This is a genomic window from Pandoraea nosoerga (assembly GCF_902459585.1).
In the GTDB taxonomy this organism is placed as follows: Bacteria; Pseudomonadota; Gammaproteobacteria; order Burkholderiales; family Burkholderiaceae; genus Pandoraea; species Pandoraea nosoerga.
On sequence record NZ_CABPSC010000011.1, the window covers coordinates 113,535 to 135,486 of the forward strand.

18 protein-coding genes and 1 tRNA gene are annotated in these 21,952 nt (G+C 61.0%); 7 read left to right on the forward strand and 12 right to left on the reverse strand.

The genetic code is table 11. The features are described from left to right. The first annotated feature begins 29 nt into the window (after positions 1 to 29). Positions 30 to 1,697, forward strand: coding sequence for a class I adenylate-forming enzyme family protein (locus PNO31109_RS14990; protein WP_150556265.1), 1,668 nt, complete (start codon positions 30 to 32; stop codon positions 1,695 to 1,697). Positions 1,698 to 1,723: 26 nt separating this feature from the next. Here the strand turns inward: PNO31109_RS14990 and PNO31109_RS14995 are convergent, their stop codons facing one another. Together PNO31109_RS14995 and PNO31109_RS15000 are read right to left on the reverse strand one after the other, a co-directional pair. Next, positions 1,724 to 2,509, reverse strand: a complete 786-nt coding sequence (locus tag PNO31109_RS14995) for a PaaX family transcriptional regulator (protein WP_174966412.1) — start codon at positions 2,507 to 2,509, stop codon at positions 1,724 to 1,726. Between the two features lie 200 nt (positions 2,510 to 2,709). Further along, complete coding sequence (locus PNO31109_RS15000) at positions 2,710 to 3,096, reverse strand: PaaI family thioesterase (RefSeq protein WP_150556267.1); 387 nt, start codon at positions 3,094 to 3,096, stop codon at positions 2,710 to 2,712. Between the two features lie 224 nt (positions 3,097 to 3,320). On the opposite strand from PNO31109_RS15000, the gene PNO31109_RS15005 reads away from it, so the two are divergent. After that, the gene (locus tag PNO31109_RS15005; protein ID WP_174966413.1) at positions 3,321 to 4,421 is read left to right on the forward strand and encodes a porin; all 1,101 of its coding nucleotides are present in this window, start codon (positions 3,321 to 3,323) and stop codon (positions 4,419 to 4,421) included. Between the two features lie 80 nt (positions 4,422 to 4,501). Next, the gene (locus tag PNO31109_RS15010; RefSeq protein ID WP_150556269.1) at positions 4,502 to 5,821 is read left to right on the forward strand and encodes an MFS transporter; all 1,320 of its coding nucleotides are present in this window, start codon (positions 4,502 to 4,504) and stop codon (positions 5,819 to 5,821) included. Between the two features lie 7 nt (positions 5,822 to 5,828). On the opposite strand, the gene PNO31109_RS15015 is transcribed toward PNO31109_RS15010, so the two are convergent. Both PNO31109_RS15015 and PNO31109_RS15020 read right to left on the reverse strand, forming a co-directional pair. Then, positions 5,829 to 6,680, reverse strand: coding sequence for a PaaX family transcriptional regulator (locus PNO31109_RS15015; RefSeq protein WP_150556270.1), 852 nt, complete (start codon positions 6,678 to 6,680; stop codon positions 5,829 to 5,831). A 13-nt stretch (positions 6,681 to 6,693) separates the two neighbouring features. Continuing rightward, positions 6,694 to 8,358 (reverse strand): AMP-binding protein, encoded by a 1,665-nt coding sequence (locus PNO31109_RS15020; RefSeq protein WP_150556271.1) that lies wholly within the window; start codon positions 8,356 to 8,358, stop codon positions 6,694 to 6,696. 336 nt (positions 8,359 to 8,694) lie between these two features. Between PNO31109_RS15020 and PNO31109_RS15025 the strand changes: the two genes are divergently transcribed. The 4 genes from PNO31109_RS15025 (at position 8,695) to PNO31109_RS15040 (ending at position 12,815) form a co-directional block, all read left to right on the forward strand. Continuing rightward, a complete protein-coding gene (locus PNO31109_RS15025; protein WP_150556272.1) occupies positions 8,695 to 9,888 on the forward strand; it encodes a cytochrome P450 in 1,194 nt (397 codons plus the stop codon). A gap of 55 nt (positions 9,889 to 9,943) precedes the next feature. After that, positions 9,944 to 11,047 carry a Zn-dependent alcohol dehydrogenase gene (locus PNO31109_RS15030; protein WP_174966414.1) on the forward strand — a complete coding sequence of 368 codons (1,104 nt, stop codon included), beginning with the start codon at positions 9,944 to 9,946 and terminating at the stop codon, positions 11,045 to 11,047. Between the two features lie 37 nt (positions 11,048 to 11,084). Continuing rightward, positions 11,085 to 12,491, forward strand: coding sequence for an aldehyde dehydrogenase family protein (locus PNO31109_RS15035; RefSeq protein ID WP_150556274.1), 1,407 nt, complete (start codon positions 11,085 to 11,087; stop codon positions 12,489 to 12,491). A gap of 87 nt (positions 12,492 to 12,578) precedes the next feature. Further along, complete coding sequence (locus PNO31109_RS15040; protein WP_150556275.1) at positions 12,579 to 12,815, forward strand: ferredoxin; 237 nt, start codon at positions 12,579 to 12,581, stop codon at positions 12,813 to 12,815. A gap of 137 nt (positions 12,816 to 12,952) precedes the next feature. Here the strand turns inward: PNO31109_RS15040 and PNO31109_RS15045 are convergent, their stop codons facing one another. From PNO31109_RS15045 to PNO31109_RS15080, 8 genes are all read right to left on the reverse strand, one after another. Next, a complete protein-coding gene (locus tag PNO31109_RS15045) occupies positions 12,953 to 14,173 on the reverse strand; it encodes an NAD(P)/FAD-dependent oxidoreductase (RefSeq protein ID WP_174966415.1) in 1,221 nt (406 codons plus the stop codon). Positions 14,174 to 14,624: 451 nt separating this feature from the next. Continuing rightward, positions 14,625 to 15,869: a 3-(3-hydroxy-phenyl)propionate transporter MhpT gene (mhpT, locus tag PNO31109_RS15050; protein WP_280525231.1), complete on the reverse strand. Its 1,245-nt coding sequence runs from the start codon at positions 15,867 to 15,869 to the stop codon at positions 14,625 to 14,627. 308 nt (positions 15,870 to 16,177) lie between these two features. Next, positions 16,178 to 17,050 (reverse strand): hypothetical protein, encoded by an 873-nt coding sequence (locus PNO31109_RS15055; protein WP_150556277.1) that lies wholly within the window; start codon positions 17,048 to 17,050, stop codon positions 16,178 to 16,180. Positions 17,051 to 17,185: 135 nt separating this feature from the next. Next, positions 17,186 to 17,410 carry a helix-turn-helix transcriptional regulator gene (locus tag PNO31109_RS15060; protein ID WP_150556278.1) on the reverse strand — a complete coding sequence of 75 codons (225 nt, stop codon included), beginning with the start codon at positions 17,408 to 17,410 and terminating at the stop codon, positions 17,186 to 17,188. Between the two features lie 136 nt (positions 17,411 to 17,546). Then, complete coding sequence (locus PNO31109_RS15065; RefSeq protein WP_150556279.1) at positions 17,547 to 18,197, reverse strand: hypothetical protein; 651 nt, start codon at positions 18,195 to 18,197, stop codon at positions 17,547 to 17,549. A gap of 632 nt (positions 18,198 to 18,829) precedes the next feature. Beyond that, a tRNA-Ser gene (locus PNO31109_RS15070) sits at positions 18,830 to 18,920 on the reverse strand. Between the two features lie 103 nt (positions 18,921 to 19,023). After that, the gene (gene serS / locus PNO31109_RS15075) at positions 19,024 to 20,328 is read right to left on the reverse strand and encodes a serine--tRNA ligase (protein ID WP_150556280.1); all 1,305 of its coding nucleotides are present in this window, start codon (positions 20,326 to 20,328) and stop codon (positions 19,024 to 19,026) included. 216 nt (positions 20,329 to 20,544) lie between these two features. Then, entirely contained in the window at positions 20,545 to 21,951 is a 1,407-nt protein-coding gene (locus PNO31109_RS15080; protein ID WP_150556281.1) for a replication-associated recombination protein A, read from the reverse strand. Position 21,952: the final 1 nt, after the last annotated feature.

Below are 21,952 nucleotides of genomic sequence, written 5' to 3' on the forward strand. Positions count from 1 at the left end.
GCCTCTTTCTGTTCACCAGGAGCAAGACGATGTCGCAAGTGAATACCGAAGCGGGCCAAACCCGACGTTGGGGACGCGAAGTGGAATTGGTCCCCGTGGCGCAGCATACGTGTCGTGTGTATCGCAATCGCCCGCGCTCGCTCGCTGAGCTTGTGCTCGACAGTTTGCGGTGGGGCAATCGCACGTTTCTCGTCGAAGGATCTCGCCGGATCAGCTTTGCGGCCCATGCAAAGGCCGTCGAGCGGGTTGCCGCCCACCTGCATGCGCAAGGCATCAACGCCGGCGACCGGGTAATGCTGCTCGGGTTCAATCGCGTAGAGTGGCTGCTCGCCTTCTGGGCCATTCAACGTCTCGGCGCGGTGGCTGCGCTGGGCAATGCCTGGTGGAGCGACACCGAGACGATGCATGCGATTGCACTCGTAAAACCTGCCGTGATCGTGACCGACCGGGCGCTTGAGCGGATGTCCTCGGTCGACGCGACCGTGATGAGCTTCGACACCCTGCAAGACGCTGCCACGCAGCGGGATGCCAGCACCGAGCCGCTGCCGGACGTCACCATCGCAGAGGATGCGCCGGCCATCCTGATGTTCAGTTCAGGGACCACCGGTGCCGCCAAGGCGGTCGAGATGTCGCATCGCGCCGTCATCGCCAACATTCAGAACCTGCTGGTGTTGACCGGCCGCCTGCCCGACGAGCTGGGGCCGGAACACGTCGCGACTGTCAGCCTGCTGACCGTGCCGTTGTTCCATCTGTCGGGCATCCAGATCAGTTTTTCCACGCTGTTGTCCGGTGGCTCGCTCGTCTTCCTGGAGGGACGCTTCTCGCCTGAGAAAGTCTTGCGCCTGATCGCACAGGAGCATGTGCGGGTGTGGGGCGGCATTCCGACGATGGTGTCGCGCGTGGTCGAGTTTGAACATTTCGGCGGCTACGACACGTCCAGCATCAAATCGATTCCGATGGGTGGTGCGGCCGTGTCGCCGGAACTGCGCGCAAAAATTCAGGCGGCATTCCCCCAGATCAAGAAGCGCGTGAACAGCCTGTACGGGCTGACGGAGGCCGGTGGCGTATTGGCTGCGGCGTCGGGCGAACAGTTGCAGGGACGGCCGGGCTGCGTCGGCAGACCACTGCCGGTGGTGGAAATTCGCATCGACAAGCCTGACGCGCAAGGCGTTGGCGAAATCTGTGCGCGCACGCCGACGGCGGCGACCCGCTATTGGGGCGAAACGGCCCCGATCGCCGATGATGAGGGATGGATTCGGACCGGCGATCTCGGCAAGCTCGACGACGACAACCTGCTTTACGTGGTGGGCCGATCAAAGGACATCATCATTCGTGGCGGGGAGAACATCGCCTCGGCCCATGTCGAGCGGTGCCTGGCGACGCATCCGGAGGTGCTCGAAGTCGCTGTCGTCGCCTTGCCGCACGATGATCTCGGAGAAGAAGTTGCGGCTGCCGTGGTACTCAGGCCCGGCGCGATCGTCAGCCCTGATGACCTCATCGCCCACGCCAGCGCCGAGCTAGGACGCTTCGAAATTCCGTCGCGGTGGTGGCTGCGTACCGAGGAATTGCCAACCAATGCCTCGGGCAAGGTACTCAAGCGGGAACTGATCGGGCAGTGGCCGGCGGAGGATGCGGTGCTCGACCTTGACGCGCCCAAACCGCCGACACCGTCAGTGAACGCGCCGTTTGGTCACTGACCTGCGCCCGTCGGACAGCGCCTCAGTTATCGTGCGGGCGCTGTACCGATCAGGGCGGTCCATCGCGCGTGAGCGGCATCCTGCCAGCGCTCGCGAATGGTGGCCAGTTTCGCGGCGTCCTGCCGCCCCTGCCATCCCGTGGGAAGCAGGACATCCGGCAAACCCGGATCGACATAGGGCAGGCGTTGCAACTGATTCACCAGTTGTACGTGGGCGAACAGGATCGCATCGTCGGATCGCGGACGCATCTTCTGGAACGTTGCTGCCAACTCGCGATAGTGCGCAGAGACGGCATCGAGATCCCACGCGCGCGTGGCCAGCTCGGTATCGTTCAAACCGAGGTCGAACGACTTGCCGACAAAGCCTAACGCCACACCGGACAGCCCCAGATCCACAATCGCAGACTTGGTTTCTGCCTGACGATCGACGTGTGGATTGACCCAGAGCGCCGGCGAAGGATTGCCGAAGCCGAGCCAGCTCAGTGCGCGATACGCCTTCACCCGCTGGGTGCGATGCGTCTCGGGAAGCGACAGGTGCAAGATTAGCCATTGTCCGTTCCAGGCCTCTCCGGCCAGCGATCGGACCCTCAGCGAGCCGGCCGTGATCAGTTCCCGCCCGTACTCGGTCAGCGTCCAACTGGCGCGGCGGCCGTCGCGGGCGTTCTCGATCCAGCCCGCTGCCGAGGCACGCGCAATCGCCTGCCGCGCTGCCTTCTCCGCAATACCCACGCCCTCCAGCACATGCAGCAGCGTGGCCGTCCAGACAGGGCGATTCTCGCGCATCACGAATTCGCCAAGCAACGTGAGCAGCAATGACCTGGCGCTGCCAGGGCTGACACGTTCCGAAGCGTCGGCGTCGTCGCCGAATTGGAGAGCGGTATGAGACGAGTCTGGCATGCAGCGATCCTGAATAGCGACGGTGGGGTGAATGAGTTGGGAGGGGCGCAAAAACGCTCGATGGTAGGCAGGTTGCCCCGCAGGCGTCAAGCCGAGGGGCTCGCACAGATGCCGCCTCACGCCGGCAACGTGGCGTGACTGAAGACGCCCTGCGCGGTCGCAATGAGAATGCCGCTTTCTGTCCACACCTCACCGCGGCTGAAGAAGACTGAACGGCCCTGGCGCTGCATAAAGCCTTTGCCGGTCATGCGCTCCCCCACGCCCTTGTCCAGATACGAGATCGTCAGCGACAGCGTCGATCCCACGCGTTGCCGGCTCTCATCGCGGTTATACAAACCGGCCATGCCACACACGGTGTCGAGCAAGGCCGCGGTCACACCACCGTGCAGCACCATTGCCGTATTCAGGAAGTCCGGCGACACCGGCAGACACACCTCAACATAGCCCTCCTTCCATACCTCGAGCTTGGCGCCGAGCAGATCAAAAAACGGATTGCGTTTCACAGCTTCCTCCGTGCGGACAGCAAAAAATGGGCGCGCGATGTCATGCGCCCCTGTTGTTAAGGGTAAACGTGCCGCTGCATAAATGCTACGTCACGAGTAAATTTATATTCGTCAATGTAGCATATTGACGGAGCACTTGACGATTGCCATCCTCGCAATGACCGACAGGCCGGCCAATGCAAGCGCTCTTGCTCTTACAAAACGATAAATGTTTGGAGACGCTGATGAAGAAGGTCGCACTTGGAATTACCTGTCTTGCACTGACTGGCGCAGCTCACGCGGATGTCACGCTATATGGCTTGATCGATGCCGGCATTACGTACACGAACAATCAGAAGGGCGCCTCGAACTGGCAGACTGCAAGCAGCGTCTTGCAGGGCGATGCCTGGGGATTGCGCTCTGTCGAAGATCTGGGTGGTGGGCTCAAGAGCATTGCGGTGCTCGAGAGCGGTTTCACGCTGTTTGACGGCACCTTTATGCAAGGTGGCCGACTTTTTGGACGGCAAGCCTATGTCGGCCTGTCCAACGAATGGGGCACGCTGACCGTTGGCCGGCAGTACGACCTGATCGCCGACTTCGTCATTCCCGTAAGCTCGGTGCCGTATCTCGGTGTCTATTCCGGCCACATTCAGGACAACGACAATCTGCAGCACACGTTCCGGCTGAACAATGCAGTGAAGTACATCAGCCCGGACTACGCGGGCTTCAAGTTCGGCGGCATCTACGCGTTTGGCAATCAGGCTGGCGCCTTCGCCACCAATCGGGTGTGGAACGTGGCCGCGGGTTACAAGCACGGACCGTTCTCGATTGCTGCGTCGTACGAGTACCTGGGTCGACCGGCCGGCAATACGACGGGCGCGGTCGGCATGTCGGGTGCCGCCGGGTCCGACTACCCGCCCCTGCCTGCCCTCTACGAGACGGGCACCATCGAGCGACAGCAGATCGCCGCGATCTCCGGCAACTACGTCATCGGCAAGCTTACGCTGGGCGCCACATACAGCCACGTGCGTTACGACGTGACGACGTCGCCCGTCAACGTCGACAACTACGAACTCTTCAGCAGCTATGCCTTCAACCCCGCCCTTTACCTCACGGGCGCGGTTTCAGAGAGCACCGTCAAGCTAGTCAACACGAATCAGCGCCCCCGCTATCTGACCTTGAGCGCTACGCTCGATTACTACCTGTCCAAGCGCACCGATGTGTACACGTCCGCGTCATGGCAGCGCGCGGGCGGGGACGCACCGAATGCCGTGCTCTACTCGTTAGCCGCCTCGTCGACGACCAACCAGCTCGCCGTACGTATCGGCATACGTCATCACTTCTGACGCGATACGGCGGTGTGGCGACGGCCGGCTGCGTTCGCCGGCCGTCGCCCTCCCGTTGCGCAACCCTTGAAGGAAATCTCATGCAACCGTCCTATGAAGTCCCGGGCGTGCACCTGCCCTCGCCCACTGCTGCATCGACCTACCGAAAGATCACCTGGCGTCTGATCCCATTTCTCTGCCTGTGCTACCTGGCGGCCTATTTGGATCGCATCAACATCGGATTGGCCAAGTTACAGATGTCTGTTGACCTGAACTTCAGCGAGACCGTCTATGGCCTCGGTGCCGGCCTGTTCTTTGTCGGATACGTGTTTCTCGAAGTACCGAGCAACCTGCTGCTACATCGCTTCGGCGCACGACTCTGGATCAGCCGGATCATGGTCACATGGGGCGCGCTCTCGATGTGCACGATGCTGGTAACGACGCCGACCCAGTTCTACGTTGTGCGGTTTCTGCTGGGCGCTGCGGAGGCGGGCTTCCTGCCCGGCGTGCTGCTTTACCTCACGCAGTGGTATCCGCCAAAGCTGCGTGCGAGGGCCGTCGGATTGTTCATGATGGGCCTGCCGCTTGCCAGTCTGGTCGGCAATCCGCTGTCGGGCTGGATCATGGATGCCTTTGCGGGGCGTCACGGCTGGGCAGGCTGGCAGTGGTTATTCTTTCTCGAAGGCATTCCCTCGATCGCGCTGGGCGTATTGGTGTTGCTCCTGATGCCCCGCGATGCACAATCCGCCACTTGGCTCTCAACGCACGAGAAGGCCGCTCTTCGCGATGAACTGGCACGCCATCCGCCGGCCATCGAACACGAAGGCGTCGGTGCGGCATTGCGCAACCGTCACGTGTGGGTGCTGTCGATCGTGAACATGACGCTCGCCATCATCATCTACGTGATCGGCTTCTGGCTGCCGACCATCATCCGGGAGTCGGGCGTACATGGCAGTCTGCACATTGGCCTGCTGACCGCCATTCCAAGTGTTGCCGCCATTGGGCTCATGATGGTACTCGCCGCCCACTCCGACAAACGACATGAACGGCGCTGGCATCTGATCGTGCCGTTGTTCGTCGCGGGCGTCTGTATTGCGGTGGCTGCCGGCCATTTGTCCAGCACCGTGATCACGCTGACCTTGCTCACCGTCGCCAACGCCTGCATTTTCGCGGCCTTCCCCGTGTTCTGGGCCATTCCGGGCAGCCTGCTCAAGGGACGCGCCGCCGCCGCAGGGATCGCGTTGATCAATTCCGTCGCGAACCTGGGCGGGTTCTTCGCGACTTTCCTGATCGGCTGGATCAAGGACATGACGCACAGCGTGGGTACAGGCCTGGTGGTGTTTGCCGGTCTGGCCATGGTCGGATGCGTGCTGACTTGGATGCTTCCCGCGTCCGTGATCAATCGCGACAAGGCCGATTGAAACGCCGCTACACGACCGGCACGACGCCAGCCATCGCACGCCAGTGCGCATGGGCAGCGTCGTGCCAGTGTTCTCGCAGGGCTTCGAGTCTTGCTGCGATCGCGCGCCCACGCCAATGCGGCGGTAGCAGCGGTATCGGCAGCGCGGGATCGATAAATGGCAGGCGCTGCCAGGCGTTGACGAGGCGGACGTGGGTTGCCAGCACGGCGTCACCCGAGCGCGGACGGTTCCGGCCAAACTGGTCGAGCAGGCCATCGTAGTGCGACGCGACCGCTTCAAGATCCCATGCGCGCTCGACCAGTTGTCTGTCGGACATGCCAAAGCGCGAACCGCTGCCCACAAAGGCACAGGTAAACGGCGCCAACGCCAGATGCTCGATGACCCGGCGGGTTTCGTCTTCTCGCTGCGTGTGCGGTGTGACCCACATGCCCGGCAGCGGATTGCCGAAGCCGGCCCACGAAAGCGCCTTGTAGAGTCGGGTGCGTTCCGCGCGGTATGAATCGGGCAACGAGATCGCCACGACCAGCCATCGCCCATCCCATTGCGCGTTGCGACTCATGGATTGGACGCGCAGCGCGCCATCGTCGATGATGCGGCAGCCGCGCCCTGTCAACGACCAGTATGTTTCCCGCCCCAGCCGTTGCCCGGTGATCCAACCCGATGCGCCCACCCGGGCAATCGTCTGACGCGCCGACTTCTCGGCAATCCCGGCGATCGCCATCGCCCGCACCAGGGTCGCCGTCCACACGGGACGTTCCTCGGGACGAACGAACTCGCCGAGCAGGGTGAGTAATGTGGAGCGGGCGCTGCCGGCGTTCATCCGGAGCGCCGTGTTCGGTGATGGCACTGTGGAGGACATGACGCGCCCTCGCCTATGCCGTGCCTCGCGGAGGCAGTTTGGTCGCGACGTAGGCCGGATAGCATCCGCCGACGATCTGCTCGCGCAGGACGTGCCGGCGAACCTTGCCGCTTGCGGTCAGTGGCCATTCGTCAATGAAGTACCAGACAGCGGGCGTCTTGTACGCCGCGAGCCGCTCCCGGCACCAGGCGTGCAATACGTCGACAGTTTCGGCGTCAGCCTGTCGCTCCACCGATCCGGCAAGCTTCACCACGGCGGCAACCACTTCCCCCCATTTGTCATCGGGCAGGCCGATGATGCAGGCGTTGGAGATCGCCGGATGCTCGAACAGCGCCTCTTCGATCTCGCGCGGGTAGATGTTTTCGCCGCCCCGGATAATCATGTCCTTTAACCGGCCGGTCACGCGGACATAGCCACGATCATTCATTGCGCCCAGATCGCCGGTGTGAAGCCATCCTTCGTCACGAAGGGTTGCACCCGTGGCGTCCACCGCGTTGAAGTAGCCCAGCATCGTCTGATAGCCGCGCGCGCATATCTCACCCTGGACGTCCAGCGGTAGCACTTCGCCCGTTACCGGATCGGCGATCTTCACCTCCATTTGCGGCAACGGACGGCCGACGGTCTCGGACTGATCCTCTGGTGAATCGTCGCCGCCAGTCTGGGTGATCACCCCGTTCAGCTCGGTTTGCCCGAACAGGATCGAGAACTTGCAATCGAACGCCGCAATGGTACGTCGGACCAGCGCGGCAGGCACTGCCGATGCGCCGGAAAGAATTAGTTTGAGCGATGAGACGTCACGTTTGGCTCGGTCCGGATGGTCGAGCAACGCAACGAGCATCGTCGGCACCACGAGCGTCGCGGTGCCGCGCTCGCTCTCCAGGATCTCCAGCATGGCTGCCGCATCAAAGCCCGGCATCAGCACAAACGTACCCCGCTGCGACATCGCACCGATTGCCGACACGGCACATCCGCCGACGTGGAACAGCGGCATGGCGTTGACCCATACGCCCCCCTCCGGGAAGCCCGCACGCAGCGCCGAAAAACGTGACGCATTGACGATGCCGCGTTGGTGAAGGCACGCCCCCTTGGGGAATCCCGTCGTGCCCGAGGTGTACTGAATCTGCACCATGTCGCAGGGCGAAATTGTCGGAAGTTCGACGCGTTCGTATGGCGTCGCCATGAACTGTTCCCAATCGTCCAGGCAAATCTCGTCGCGCAGATGCGGCAGGCGAGTACGGGCCGACGCCAGGATGGCTCGCATGTCGCTGTTGCGGTATTGCGAAGGGAAAAAGATGCCACTGACCTGGGACGTGCCCAGCACGTGCGTCAGCTCGTCGGCAAGAAAGGCCGGATTAACGGGAACGACGACCAACCCTGCGAAGCTTGCGCCGTGCTGCAACAGGATCCACTCGGGGCAGTTGGGGGCCCACACGGCGATTCGCTCGCCGGACGTGAACCGGGTAAGGAGCACCTGAGCGACATCAAGCGCGGTGTTGAGCAACTGGCGGTAGGTCCAACGGCGTCGCGTCTCGAATGCGCCAGCGCCCTCGACCAACGCCAGGCGGTCCGGCACCTCGGACGCCACGCGCCGCAAGAGGTCGCCGACCGTGCAGTCGAGTACTGCCTCCGATGTGTCTATGCCCCAATACGCGTTGGTCAACGCCACCGCTTCAGCCATTGTCTCGCTCCATCGATTGTTAGTGTGAGGCGCGGCACACGATCGGTATCGCTCGCGAAGTACTCGTCGCCGCACATTTTATGTCTACCAAATTAAACATAAAAACAATATTTATGTAGAACGTAGTGAAGTCTAGTTCATCGATATCCCGCTCTCGATAGGTGTAAACGCGACGATATCATCGCGACGACAATTGATTTTTCCCATAAAAATCAATTCAAACCGATCGTTTTTCTGCGTGCTTCATCGAAACAATAATAATCTACATGTTTTGACATTTTGTATTTGCTTGAGTAGCATGAAATCACCGTAACGGCTGATATCGTGGAGGCGAGCATGACGGATGTGACCAACGTGAAGGACGGATACGATCTGTTCTCAGGTGAGTATGCAGAGGACCCGGACGCCCTCTGGGCCAAGATGCGACAAGGCGGATGCCCGGTCGCGCACAGCGAAAAGTGGGGCGGCTCGTGGGTCGTCACCCGCTACGACGATGTTCGTGACATTGCGCTCGACAGCGCGCGATTCTCGTCGCGGGCGGTCGAAGTCGCAGGCCCCATTCCGGAGGTTGGGCATGAGTTGTTCTTGCCGCCCCTCACTTCGAACCCCGAGGACCACAAGGCCCACCGCGAATTGCTGGCGCCCTTCTTCACGCCCGCCAAGATCGCCGAGCTTGAGCCCTTCGTCAGGGAGGAGGCCCGACGCCTGGCTGAGGCCATTGCTGAGCGCGGGTCTGGCGACGCGGTCGGTGATTTCGCGCGACCACTCGCGCTGTCCGTGATTTCGCACATCCTCAAGGTGCCGGTCGATGCGCAAAACCGCTTCGTCGACTGGGTTGTCCGACTCGTCCGGCTCGGCCCGCTGGATCAGAGCGTGCGTAGCGCGGTGGTACGGGAGAAGCTTGAATACCTGGAGGGGCTGCTCGAGCAGCGTGCCGCCGAACCCGGCGACGATCTGATCACCTACCTCGCGCATGCGACGCTCGACGGCGAACCGCTATCGCGCAAGCACAAGCTCGGCAGCCTATTTCTGCTGGTGCTTGCCGGGGCTGACACGACCTGGAGCGCCATGGGCGCGAGTCTCTGGCACCTCGCGTCTCACCCGCAGGATCGGGCGCAACTGATCGAACATCCGGAGATCATGCGGACGACGGCCGTCGAAGAGTTGCTGCGTGCCTATGCGCCAGTGTCGATTGCGCGGCTTACGTCCGAGCCCGTCGAGTTGCACGGGCGCTGCATTGCAGCGCAGCAACGCGTCATCCTGCCGCTCGCGGCGGCCAACCGGGACCCAGCTGTTTTTGACGATCCGGACGAGGTCAAGCTCGATCGCAAGCGCAATCGCCATCTGACATTTTCGTCGGGCGAACATCGGTGCCTGGGTTCGAACGTCGCCCGCCTTGAATTGCGCGTCGCACTCGAGGAGTGGCTGCGCGTCATGCCGAACTTTCATCTAAGCGCGCCCGATGCCGTCGAATGGACGGCCGGCCAGACACGCGGCCCCGAACAGGTGCTGGTCGTCGTCGACCGATAAGACGCCGGATGTTCATTCGATCCCTCCCCATTCTTCTGCTAAACCAACGACTTCCATGAAAACGCAAGCCGCCGTACTGACCCGCCCCGGAGAGCCTGTCCGGATTCTCGAAATCGATCTCGAACCGCCGCGCGCCGGGGAAATTCTTGTCGCAATCGGCGCCTCGGGCGTGTGCCATTCCGACCTGTCCGTCTTCACCGGCAGGTTGCCGAATCCCCTGCCAGTGGTGCTCGGCCATGAGGGCGCGGGCACGGTAGTGGAGGTTGGTGAAGGTGTCACCGATCTCGTGCCCGGCGATCGCGTCGTGCTGAGCTGGTTGACTCAATGTGGAAAGTGTTTCTTCTGCGAACACGAGCAGCCGTCGTTGTGCGACTCCGGAACTGCGGCGATGGCGCGCGGCACCATGCCTGACGGCACCACCCGCTATCGCATGGATGGCGCGCCGGTCTACCACATGGCAGGCCTGGGCACCTTTTCGCAGCATTGCGTCGTGCCGGCACGCGCCGCCGTCAAGCTCCCCGCCGCCATGGATCTCGCGCCGGCCTCGTTAATCGGGTGCGGCGTGCTCACAGGCTTCGGTGCGGCCGTCAACACGGCCAAGGTCGCGCTTGGCGAGTCCATCGCGGTCATCGGCTGTGGCGGCGTGGGGCTGAATGCCATCCAGGGCGCCCGCATCAGCGGTGCCAGCCAGATCATCGCCATCGATCCGAGCGAAGAGCGTCTGGCGTTCGCACGCAGCGTTGGCGCCACGCTGACGTTGCAGCCCGGAGCGGAACTGATCCGTCAGGTACGTAAGGCGACCGAAGGTCGCGGGGTCGACGCAGCCATCGAGGTTGTGGGCCGCCAGGAAACCGTGAACGATGCGATCCGCATGACCCGGCGCGGCGGACGCGCCGTGCTTGTAGGGGCGGGCCCCGAAGACGTTGTCGTCAACGTGCCGGCCTTCACCGGCATCGTGATGACGGAAAAGACGATTCGCGGATCGCTGTACGGCTCCGCGCATGTGCACCGCGAAGTGAAGCGCCTGATCGGCCTGTACGAGCAGAAGCTGCTCAAGCTCGACGAGCTGGTCACCGAGACGTTCGCCTTCCCCGCCATCAACGAAGCTCTGGACTACTGCGCCTCCGGGCGCGGCGCGCGCGCCGTTGTCCGCTTCTGATGGCCGACTGAATCCTCACTTCGATCTTGGAGTCTTCATGACCCAGTACCTCATGACCATCGATGGCCGCGACGTCAGCCCGGCCGATCTGTTTGACGTGATCAACCCGGCGACAGAGCAGCCGTTTGCGCAGGCGCCCCAGTGCAATCGGGCGCAGCTGGACGAGGCGATGGAGAGCGCATCGCGCGCGTTCCTTGCCTGGGGCACAAGCGAGCTCGACACGCGGCGAAATGCCCTGCAAGCCATTGCGAATGCCCTGACGTCAGCGCAGTACACGCTGGCCGAACTCGTGACCAAAGAGCAAGGCAAACCGCTTGGCGCTGCCGCCTTCGAAGTGGCGGAAACCGCCCGCTGGTTCAGCTACTTCGCGAAGCTGCCTTTGCCAGAGGAGACCTTGCAGGACGATGCTGCCGGCCACGGGGTGGTCGTCCGGCGTCCGCTCGGCGTAGTCGCCGCCATCACGCCGTGGAATTTCCCTCTCCTGCTGCTGGGGATGAAGCTGGCGCCGGCCCTGCTCGCCGGCAACACGATCGTGCTCAAGCCGTCGCCCTACACGCCGGTGTCGACACTGGTGGCGGGACGCATCATTGCCGAGCACTTGCCCCCCGGTGTCCTCAATGTCGTGAGCGGCGGCGACGAGTTGGGTGCGTGGATGACGAGCCACCCGGCCGTGAGAAAGATCAGCTTCACCGGTTCGGTCGCGACGGGCAAGGCGGTTGCAGGCGCCGCCGCCCCGGACCTGAAACGCATGACGCTGGAGCTTGGGGGCAACGATGCTGCGATCGTGCTTGACGATGCGGATCCAGCGCGGGTTGCTGCGGGCATCTTCTGGGGCGCGTTTACCAACAACGGACAGATCTGCGCCGGCATCAAGCGCGTGTTCGTGCCGGACAGCCTGCACGATGCAGTTGTCGATGCACTAGCGCAGCGGGCCCGCCGCGTGCGCGTTGGAGACGGCATGGAAGACGGCATGCAGATCGGGCCGATCAACAACAAACCCCAGTTCGAGCGCGTGAAGGGCCTGGTGTCGGACGCCTTGGCCGAGGGCGCGATTGCGGCGGCCGGGGGCAAGCCGATCGACCGACCGGGTTACTTCTTCGAACCCACTATCCTTCATAACGTGCGCGAAGGCATGCGCATCGTCGACGAAGAGCAGTTTGGCCCGGCACTCCCCGTGATGCGTTACGGCGATTTGGACGAGGCCATCGCGCGCGCCAACGCGACGCCTTATGGATTGTCGGGCTCGGTGTGGAGTTCGAATGAGGATCGGGCCGCTGACGTCGCTGCGAAGCTCGACTGTGGCAGTGCGTACGTCAACACACATCTCGTGGTGCAGCCGCATTTGCCGTTCGGTGGCTGGAAGTGGAGCGGCATTGGCATCGAGAATGGCCCATGGGGCCTCGATGCGTTCTGTTCCCTGCAAGTGCGATATCGCCCACGTTGATAGCGCTTCGGGCCTCATCCTGGCTGCCGAGTCCGGTTAGCGAGACGAGGTCCACGCCTGAAGAATGCCAACCTATGAGGTGTCCCCATGAAAATAAGCATTACGCCTGGCATGTGTCAGGGGCATAACAATTGCAGCCGGCTTGCGCCGGAACTGTTCGCTTTGGACGAGAACGGCTATGCCATGGTCCGGATTCATGACACGTTACCATCCGAGCTGGAGGATCTGGCTGAAATGACGGCGAACAGCTGTCCGGAGTGCGCGATCAATATCGAGTATGCGGAAGACGCCTGCATTCACCTGATGGACGGCAAAGCGATGTGACGCGGTGATCGCTATGCACGACATGCCCGAGAGCCAACTGAATTCGCCCGACAGTTGGCGCTTTTTACCCGCGCCAACTTGACCCGATACGCCGCCCCTACAGATTTGATATGGAAAACCCAAGCAGATCTCAGTCCTCACGCGACCATACGTTGCAGAGGAATGCTGACATCCGCGAGCCGCGTGACATCGACAGGCGCCCCGCGGACAATTAGCTGCTGGGCAAAACGCATCTCACGACCTTGATTCACCGTAATAGCGAACGACGGCGTGTCACCGGTCAGGCCGAATACGGTGAAACAGGTGTCATCTGGCGTTCCACGCCAGACCAGTTCCTCACCACCTCGAGGCATCCCGGCCAGTTGAAAATTGAGGTCATACTGGTCGCTCCACAACCAAGGTAGTTCGGCGTAAGCCGAAGGTTGACCGGCAATCGACTTCGCGACCGCAATAGCCTGGTTCTGCGCGTTTTTCCATGACTCAAGCCGAATATAGCGCCCCAACAGGGGGTTGAAATGACGTGTAACGTCGCCAGCCGCCCAAATGCGTTCATCTTCCGTTCGTCCGAACTCATCGACCAACACCCCATCATCAATCGACAGACCTGCAGTTGCGGCGAGTTCCGTGTTCGGAATGGAACCTATGCCTACAGCGACCACATCGGCTTCTATTGGACCGATGCTCGTCTGAGCAATAAGGCCACCGTCTGGTCGATGCTCAAAACTATGCAACGCAACGCCGGTATGGAGCATGACTCCTCGTCCAGCGTGAATACCGGCAAGGTGCGAGGCTACGTGAGGCGGCAGTACCCGCCCCATCAGCGTCGGAGCCTGCTCTATCAAATCCACTGATAAGCCAAGTGCTCGGGCGCTAGCCGCAATTTCTAACCCAATAAACCCTCCGCCAACAATCAACAGACGCTCCGATTTAGCAAGCGCCGAACGCAGCGCAAGTGCGTGTCCGATATCACGCAACACATGGACGCGCGGATGATCTGCGCCCGGGATATTCAGGCGTCTGGCGCGTGCACCGGTAGCAATAACAAGCGACTCATAGCCCCGCCGATCGCCATCGTCCAGTTGCAGCAGTCGTTGACTGCGGTTGACTTCAAGGACCTGACGTCCCGTAATCAGCTCGATGTCCTGCTCTGCATAAAATGCAGGAGGCCTGATATAGGTCCTTTCGGTTTCGATCTTGCCTTGCAGAAGCGTTTTCGAAAGCGGCGGTCGTTCATAGGGCGGCCAATCTTCAGCGCCGATGACGGTAATTTCCCCGTCGTATCCGAGCTGCCTCAAATTGGCAGCGACGGTCCCGCCCGCCTGACCGGCGCCAATAATCACGGTGCGTTGCTTACTCATATTAATTAAATCTTGAAGTCTGTCATTGACTGGGACAAGACAATGCGTCAATGACATAGTCAGGACGGCAACTAGCGCCCGCAAAGTCCAAATGTTCCAAAGCGGTTCTGCCAGCACACATCCCTCGTCGGGACGAACCGGTGTCCCTGCCATAGAGACTTCGCCCTTCCATCGCAGAGGCCAGCATCAGAAAAACTCCTTAGTGAAGCGCGGGCTACACCAGCCCCGACAGGATGGCTACAAACACGCCGAAGTGAATTGATAACGCCGCAGCATCCCGAGCACACGTTGCGACACTTCGCATTCCGATTTCGATAGCCCACTTTCCGATACGACGCGCGTAGAAAGTGCGCTGAAAAGCCGCGAGATTTGCGACAGCACGAAGCGAATCGCTTGCCACGGCATCTCGACGAATGCACTCGGAAAAATCTGCTGCTGCGGCATGTCTGGTTCAAGCACTAGCCGGAATACGGTCTTCCCCAGCTGCGGCCGCATTCCGGTTCAGGTGCCCCGTAACGATCAGCAACCCAAGCGCGGCAACAATCACGACCGGGATGCTTGAGACGACTAGCATCGATGCACTGGAACCAGCCGAAAACAGCAAGCCCGCGATCAGTGGTCCAAGTATTGAACCCAGACGGCCGACCGCGACTGCCGCGCCGATCCCGGTGCCCCTCACGTGTGTCGGATAGACTTGCCCTGCCAATGCAAAGAGTACCGACTGGACGCCGCCGAGAAATACGCCACAGAGGAACCCACCGGCTATCGTTTGCAATGCACCGGTGGCCATTGCCAGCGTGGCAAGAGCAAGGACCATTCCCGCATACATGAAAATCACGGTACGGTTGCGGCCCATGCGATCCATCAGATTACTGATGCCAAGGGAGCCAGAACCCGCGCCAATGTGGAAAGCCATTAGCACCAAGCCGCTCTGCTCGAGAGAAAGGCCGCGGCCAATCATCATGGATGGCAGCCAGTTCATCAGGAAGTACAGCACGATCACCGTACCGAGGCAGCTAGTCCAAAGTGCGGAAGTCATTAGCGCGCGTCCGTCGCGCCAGAGCGCTTCAACGAAGCCGACCTTCGCGTCGGGCGCGACGGTGCGGCTCGATTCAAATTGCGTTGACTCAGTGAGAAGAAAGGCCAGAAGCAGAGCAACCGCGATTGGCCCGAAGCCGCCGACATAAAACACCATGCGCCATTGCCCCGGCCCGTTGGCCAGAACGCCGATCAAGGCGCCAATGGCTGCTCCCAACGGCATGCCGCAGTACATCGCGCCAACGGCCGCAGTGCGTCGATCTGGGGCCGCGGCTTCTGAGCACAGTGCCAGCAGGATCGGCATTGCTGCGCCGAGGCCAAGCCCCGTCAGAATACGTGCGACGAGCAAGCTGCCGAAATCCCAGACATGCGCGGTCGCCAAAGAGAAGAGACCAAACAAGACCACCGAGGTGATCAAAACGCTCTTGCGGCCCAACAAGTCGGCAAGGCGTCCCCCAATCAGCGCACCCGGCATCAGACCAATAGCGCCAGCGCTGAGTGCCCAGCCCAGTTGCGCCACGGAAAGAGAAAACTCCTGGGCGATGCGAGGGCCAGTGATACCGACAGATTGCACATCGATGCCTTCGAGCAACGCCACGCTAAGGCACAGCACTACGGTGATCCGCGCTCGCATCGCGCGGGAGAGGGATGAATTCACAAGTGTCTCCAATAATAGTTATTTGTCTGGCGCGCGCATATGCGTCTGATTCGAAGGAGCTCGCCCTTCCCATCGGGCGGGGCCAGTCTCCCTCCGTCACTCGGAATTTGGCACCGCGTACGCGCCCACCCATCCGGCAGTCGTACCCCACACAGGCCGAGCTGGCGACGGACAATTTCAGTTGGCGAACACAGCGATTTAGCCGTGAGAGCTTTTGTGCTGAAGCGTCAAGTCCGCCCAATCGCCTGTCCGGCAAGCGCCAAGCGTCAGGTGCATTTCCGCGACATTTCAGTGCACGCAGGGAATGCCTACCAGGACGCCCTCCCCTTCCACGCGGACCGGGTATAAGCGGCGATTTCCGTTCGAATCTCTTCCGAGGCCGATAGTTGAGCACGGTGTTCGCCGATCGCGTAAATATCTGCCGACGTTTGAGGGCCAAATTTGACAAAAATGCTCTCGTGGTCGTATGAGTAGTCGAGCAGCTTCTGTTGAACCGAGGAAGCCCACCGGCACGACACTTGCGCACTTGTCCCAGTTTCACGACACCACCGATCGAAAGATTCGAGTTGGCGCAGTAAATATGCGCTCGCCTGTTTCACCTCAGTAGACGTTGCTTGCAACTCTGTCGCGTGACGAGAGACTTGCGAGTCCGCCACAAAGAAGATGCCCGCAAGCAACCCGGCAATAACCCAGAAGTGATCATAGAGATGCCAGAATCTATCCCTGATGCGAACCAAATCAGTAAAGATTATCGCAATACACCAACCGCCGAGTACGCCCAGCAACATGAGGCAGGCCATCCCATAGCCCGCACCTAAAACACCAGTTCCGCCCAACACGAACGAGTCAGGAACCGCCGAAAAGGATGGCCATATGCCGAGCACATTGAGCACCGCTGGCACCAACAGCAAGCCCAACGATATCGCGGCTCCAGTCTTCCGTGAAATCACGTAGCCTGCGACTAAGAATGCACAGGCAAAGACAACAAACGCGATAAAAAGCAGGCCGAGAATGACGGCGACTGACTGTGCAGGAGACCAATACGAGGACACGATCATCCCCCTTGGATCACGCACTATGTAGTTTGAGGAGATCACCCCGAGCCCCTCAAGGCTTTGCTGTAGATTCCACGCTGCCCCTTGCAAAACGACGATGTAGGGCGATAGCAATGTAGTGAGCATTTACTTCGAATGTAGTCCGATCATGTTTATCGGATTCTCGATAAGAACGAATTTTGCGGGACGCTCACCAACTTATTTAATTTCCCCAAGCTCAAGCTTCAGCGACACTGTGAGCCTTTGGCGTTCGACGCGCGTCTACGGACGACTTGCGGCGATACGGCCAAGCAGCCAGTCATTCACTTCATGTTCCAGCCAGCCCACGCTATGGCGCGAGAGACGAATCTGCTTAGGAAACGTGGGGTCGTAACGAGGAGACTTGGGATTGAGCCAATCGTAGATCGTGGTTCGAGCAGCACCGAGCCGCAGTTGGAGCTGCTTGAGTCGGAGGATGACCAGCGGCGATTGCATCGGTATGTTCATGATTCGTCCTATTGAGTGTTGTTGGGAACACGGGACGAATGGTGCCGATACGCGACTATTCAGAATAGAGAAAGGGTTACACCCTTCCGGGTGTAACCCTTTCTAAAGCCTCGCCGTGTGGCGAGATTGGGGAGTCTCACTTTTCGGCGGGTGGACGCCCATTTCCGGCCCATGAGGGCCGAATGATCGATGCGCCCTTGCGAGCTAGACTTTGGGAAAAGCCACGATCAGCTAGCCACATAGTGACTTTATCATTGGTCGGCTGCGCGTCACGATCTTCGCGACTGGCATTTGCCCAGAATTTCTCCGAGGCTTGGATCAGCCGCATCAGTTGATCTGAGCGGTGGTCTCGTGCCGACGCTGAAGTGTCGCTCATTTCATCGTCGACAACGGCTGTGTCACCTGCCTGAAGTTTTTCAAGGTCATCACGGGTGATTACCAGGCGCTCCGAAATGATCCGAACCTTGCGCTTTCGATCCCCCTTGTACAGTTTCCAGACTGCGAACTGCCCCGTGAACGGCCCGGTACCACAGCTCGCTGGCGTTGTCTTATGAAGCATTTCATCCCGATAGAAGCAATATCCAGACTTGAATGTTGCGCGCTCAACTGTCTCTCCGCACTCAAGCCTGCGACAGTCGTTGCGCCAAATCGTGAGCAACACGGGCGGCGCAAAGGAAATTCCCTTGAACTTCGTTTCTGCATCGTACGGGCAGACAGTTAGCTCTGACGGCACTGTTACATTGACATTTATGATTCCCACGCTTCCGTAGTACAGCAAGTCAGACACTGTACATCCAAGCATGTCGCACGCGTCGGGCAGCGTGTAATAGTGGCGCGGTGGGAGCCCACATTGTTCCAATCTATTTAGACGAGTTGTCGTGGCAGAATCTTTGGCATGGCTACGCGACTTTCCGTTCGAAGTCATGATGAATAAATGTAATCGGACCACGCCACATGCTAGTAGACTTGGCGCCAGCGTCAAGCCCTCCTCGCACGTCTAACTACTAAGCGCATTTGAATTCTGAATAGTTGCGCTTGCGCGCACCTATAGGTCGGGCGCTTCCACTTCTTTCCCAGTAGCGGCCGTTTTACGCACAGAAAGGTCCGCTCGCGTAGTGGCTGCAAGGGTATACATTTCACGTTAGTGCATTTCGAAGAATGCTCGCGGCCCTCCACCAAGGCGACAAAGGCAGCGGGACCATCCATCCCATGCACGACGCCCTCGCAGGTTTCTTGAAATCGATTGAGTGCAGGGATGGCGACACTTGAGGGGCACCAGCACCGGCCCATCAAAATGCGATTGATCAACCCAATCCAACTAGGGCGGATTGCAGCCAAAGTCCCAAGGCACACCAAATGGCACACCTAGATCCCAAAAAACAAAAAAGCCCTTGAAACTCAAGGGCTTAATTGTTTGCTTGGCGGAGAGGGTGGGATTCGAACCCACGATACGGTATAACCGTATACCGGATTTCGAGTCCGGCGCATTCGACCACTCTGCCACCTCTCCAAGCGTTCTTGCTGCTTTGGCTCGCTGCCTGAGTGGCCTCAAGTAGCGAGAAAGAGATTATAGCGGAATTTCTTTCGCTGCCAACCCCTTTTTTAAGATTTTTTTACGCAGCCGGCTCGAGACGTTCGATACCGCCCATGTAGGGGCGCAGCACGTCGGGCACGGTCACCGAACCGTCGGCGTTCTGATAGTTCTCCAGCACGGCGACCAGGGCACGTCCCACCGCCAGGCCCGAGCCGTTGAGCGTATGCACCAGCTCCGGCTTGCCCTGCGCATTGCGATAACGCGCCTGCATCCGGCGCGCCTGGAAGCTCTCCATGTTCGAGCACGACGAAATCTCGCGGTATGTGTTCTGCGCCGGAATCCACACTTCCATGTCGTATGTCTTCGCGCTGCCGAAACCCATGTCGCCCGTGCACAGCACGATCGTGCGATACGGCAACTCCAGCTTCTGCAGAATCGCTTCCGCATGGCCGACGAGCATCTCCAGCGTGTCGTAGGATTCCTCCGGACGCACCACATGCACCAGCTCGACCTTGTCGAACTGATGCTGGCGAATCATGCCGCGCGTGTCCTTGCCGTAACTGCCTGCCTCCGAGCGGAAGCAAGGTGTGTGCGCCACCATGCGCAGCGGCACCTCGTCGGCGCTCAGCAGTTCGTCGCGCACCAGGTTCGTCAGCGACACCTCCGCCGTGGGGATCAGATAGAAGTTCTCGGTACGCTCACCGTCTTCACCGCCCACCTTGCGCGGCACCTTGAACAGGTCGTCCTCGAACTTCGGCAACTGTCCCGTGCCACGCATCGACGCCGCATTCACGATGTACGGCACGTACATTTCCGTGTAGCCATGCTCCGACGTATGCGTGTCGATCATGAACTGCGCCAGCGCACGATGCAGTCGCGCAATCCCGCCCTTCATCACCGAGAAGCGCGCGCCGGCAAGCTTGACCGCCGCATCGAAATCCAGGCCGAGCCTCGCGCCGAGATCCACGTGGTCGCGCGGCGTGAAATCGAATTCGCGCGGCGTGCCCCAGCGACGCACTTCAACGTTGTGCGTCTCGTCCTTGCCGACCGGTACGCTCTCGTGCGGCAGGTTCGGCACGCCGAGCAGCAGCTCCGACAGTCGCGTCTGAATCTCCTCCAGGCGCACCGACGATGCCTTGAGCGTGTCGGCAATGCCGCCCACCTCGGCAATCTCGGCCGAGGCGTCCTCGCCCTTGCCCTTTTTCATGCCGACCTGCTTCGAGAGCGCATTGCGGCGCGCCTGCAGTTCCTCGGTTTGCGTCTGGATCTGCTTGCGCTCCGCCTCGAGCGCGGCGAACGTCGCCACGTCCAGCGTGTAGCCGCGCGTCTGCAGTCGCGCCGCAACGCCGTCGAGATCCTTGCGAAGAAGTTGAATGTCGAGCATGGTGGGATGTCTGTCGTTAGCGGCCCACACGCGTGGACCATGGAGTTCGTTGTGGCCGAGCTGGCGCGCGCCTTGCACGGCGCCAGCGCTGCACCAAAGCGGCGATTTTACCAAACACGCACCGGGATTCCGTCTGATTTCACTCGCCGGGCGCCAGCGTCATCGTTCAACACCGCCGCAATGCCATGGGGCGCAGGCTTACGCGGCTTACGTGACTTATGCCGACTCGTCGTCGGACGATTCGGCCGGCGGTGTCTTTTCGGAGGGCGCCGCGCCCGCCGTGGCGGACTTTCCGGCCGGCTCGGGCTTGCGCCCCCTGGTATTCGCGCGGCGCCATTCGGCGTCGAGCGACTTCAGCCAATTGAGCTTCTCGCCGATCTTCCCCTCCAGGCCGCGCGGCACCGGGCGATACCAGTTCTGCGCGCGCAGGTCGTCGGGGAAATAGGTTTCGCCCGCGGCGTAAGCCTCCGGTTCGTCATGAGCATAACGATACGCGTGGCCGTAGCCGAGCTCCTTCATCAGCTTGGTCGGCGCATTCCGGAGATGGATCGGCACCGCGCGCGACTTGTCCTTGCTGACAAACGCCCTCGCCTGGTTATAGGCGTTGTAACCGGCGTTCGATTTCGGCGCCGCGGCGAGATAGAGAATCGCCTGGGCCAACGCCAGCTCGCCTTCCGGCGTGCCGAGGCGCTCATAGGTCTCCGCCGCATCCAGCGCAATGCGCGCGGCGCGCGGATCCGCCAGCCCGATGTCCTCCCAGGCCATGCGCACAATGCGACGCGCGAGATAGCGCGGATCGGCCCCGCCGTCGAGCATGCGACAGAACCAGTACAGCGCGCCGTCCGGCGAGCTGCCGCGCACCGACTTGTGCAGCGCGCTGATCTGATCGTAAAACGCATCGCCGCCCTTGTCGAAGCGCCGCAGATTCTCGGCCAGCACGCTCGCCAGCAACGCTTCGTCGATCGTGTCGAGCCCCTGTGACATTGCGGCCTGCGCAACGATCTCGACGTTGTTGAGCAGCTTGCGCCCGTCTCCGTCCGCCGAATCGATGAGCCCCTGACGCGCCTCGTCCGTGAATGCAATGCCGCCCAGCTCATGCGCCGCGCGCGTGACCATTTCACCGAGCTCTTCGTCGTTCAGACTCTTGAGCACATAGACGGCCGCCCGCGAAAGCAATGCGCCATTCACCTCGAATGACGGGTTCTCCGTCGTCGCGCCGACGAAAATGAACAGGCCCGATTCGACGTGCGGCAGGAAAGCGTCCTGCTGCGCCTTGTTGAAACGATGCACCTCGTCGACGAACACCACCGTCTGCTTGCCTTGCGAGCGTTGGATCTGCGCGGCTTCGACGGCGTCGCGAATGTCCTTCACGCCCGAGAGCACGGCGGACAGCGCGATGAAGTACGCCTTGAAAGCGTCGGCCATGAGGCGCGCGAGCGTGGTCTTGCCCACGCCCGGCGGGCCCCAGAGGATCATCGAGTGCGGACGCCCCGACTCGAACGCCACGCGCAGGGGTTTGCCCTTGCCCAGCAAGTGGCGCTGGCCAATCACGTCGTCGATGGTATGTGGGCGCAGGCGCTCGGCCAATGGCACCGAAGCCGACAGGGGTGCGTCGTCTGGCATG

Bases quoted from the DNA above. Each gene is read 5' to 3' on its own strand.
- PNO31109_RS15010 (WP_150556269.1), top strand. From the start codon at position 4,502: ATGCAACCGTCCTATGAAGTCCCGGGCGTGCACCTGCCCTCGCCCACT.
- PNO31109_RS15035 (WP_150556274.1), top strand. From the start codon at position 11,085: ATGACCCAGTACCTCATGACCATCGATGGCCGCGACGTCAGCCCGGCC.
- PNO31109_RS15030 (WP_174966414.1), top strand. From the start codon at position 9,944: ATGAAAACGCAAGCCGCCGTACTGACCCGCCCCGGAGAGCCTGTCCGG.
- PNO31109_RS14990 (WP_150556265.1), top strand. From the start codon at position 30: ATGTCGCAAGTGAATACCGAAGCGGGCCAAACCCGACGTTGGGGACGC.
- PNO31109_RS15040 (WP_150556275.1), top strand. From the start codon at position 12,579: ATGAAAATAAGCATTACGCCTGGCATGTGTCAGGGGCATAACAATTGC.
- PNO31109_RS15020 (WP_150556271.1), bottom strand. From the start codon at position 8,358: ATGGCTGAAGCGGTGGCGTTGACCAACGCGTATTGGGGCATAGACACA.
- PNO31109_RS15005 (WP_174966413.1), top strand. From the start codon at position 3,321: ATGAAGAAGGTCGCACTTGGAATTACCTGTCTTGCACTGACTGGCGCA.
- PNO31109_RS15080 (WP_150556281.1), bottom strand. From the start codon at position 21,951: ATGCCAGACGACGCACCCCTGTCGGCTTCGGTGCCATTGGCCGAGCGC.
- PNO31109_RS15025 (WP_150556272.1), top strand. From the start codon at position 8,695: ATGACGGATGTGACCAACGTGAAGGACGGATACGATCTGTTCTCAGGT.
- PNO31109_RS15060 (WP_150556278.1), bottom strand. From the start codon at position 17,410: ATGAACATACCGATGCAATCGCCGCTGGTCATCCTCCGACTCAAGCAG.
- PNO31109_RS15055 (WP_150556277.1), bottom strand. From the start codon at position 17,050: ATGCTCACTACATTGCTATCGCCCTACATCGTCGTTTTGCAAGGGGCA.
- serS (WP_150556280.1), bottom strand. From the start codon at position 20,328: ATGCTCGACATTCAACTTCTTCGCAAGGATCTCGACGGCGTTGCGGCG.
- PNO31109_RS15045 (WP_174966415.1), bottom strand. From the start codon at position 14,173: ATGAGTAAGCAACGCACCGTGATTATTGGCGCCGGTCAGGCGGGCGGG.
- PNO31109_RS15015 (WP_150556270.1), bottom strand. From the start codon at position 6,680: ATGTCCTCCACAGTGCCATCACCGAACACGGCGCTCCGGATGAACGCC.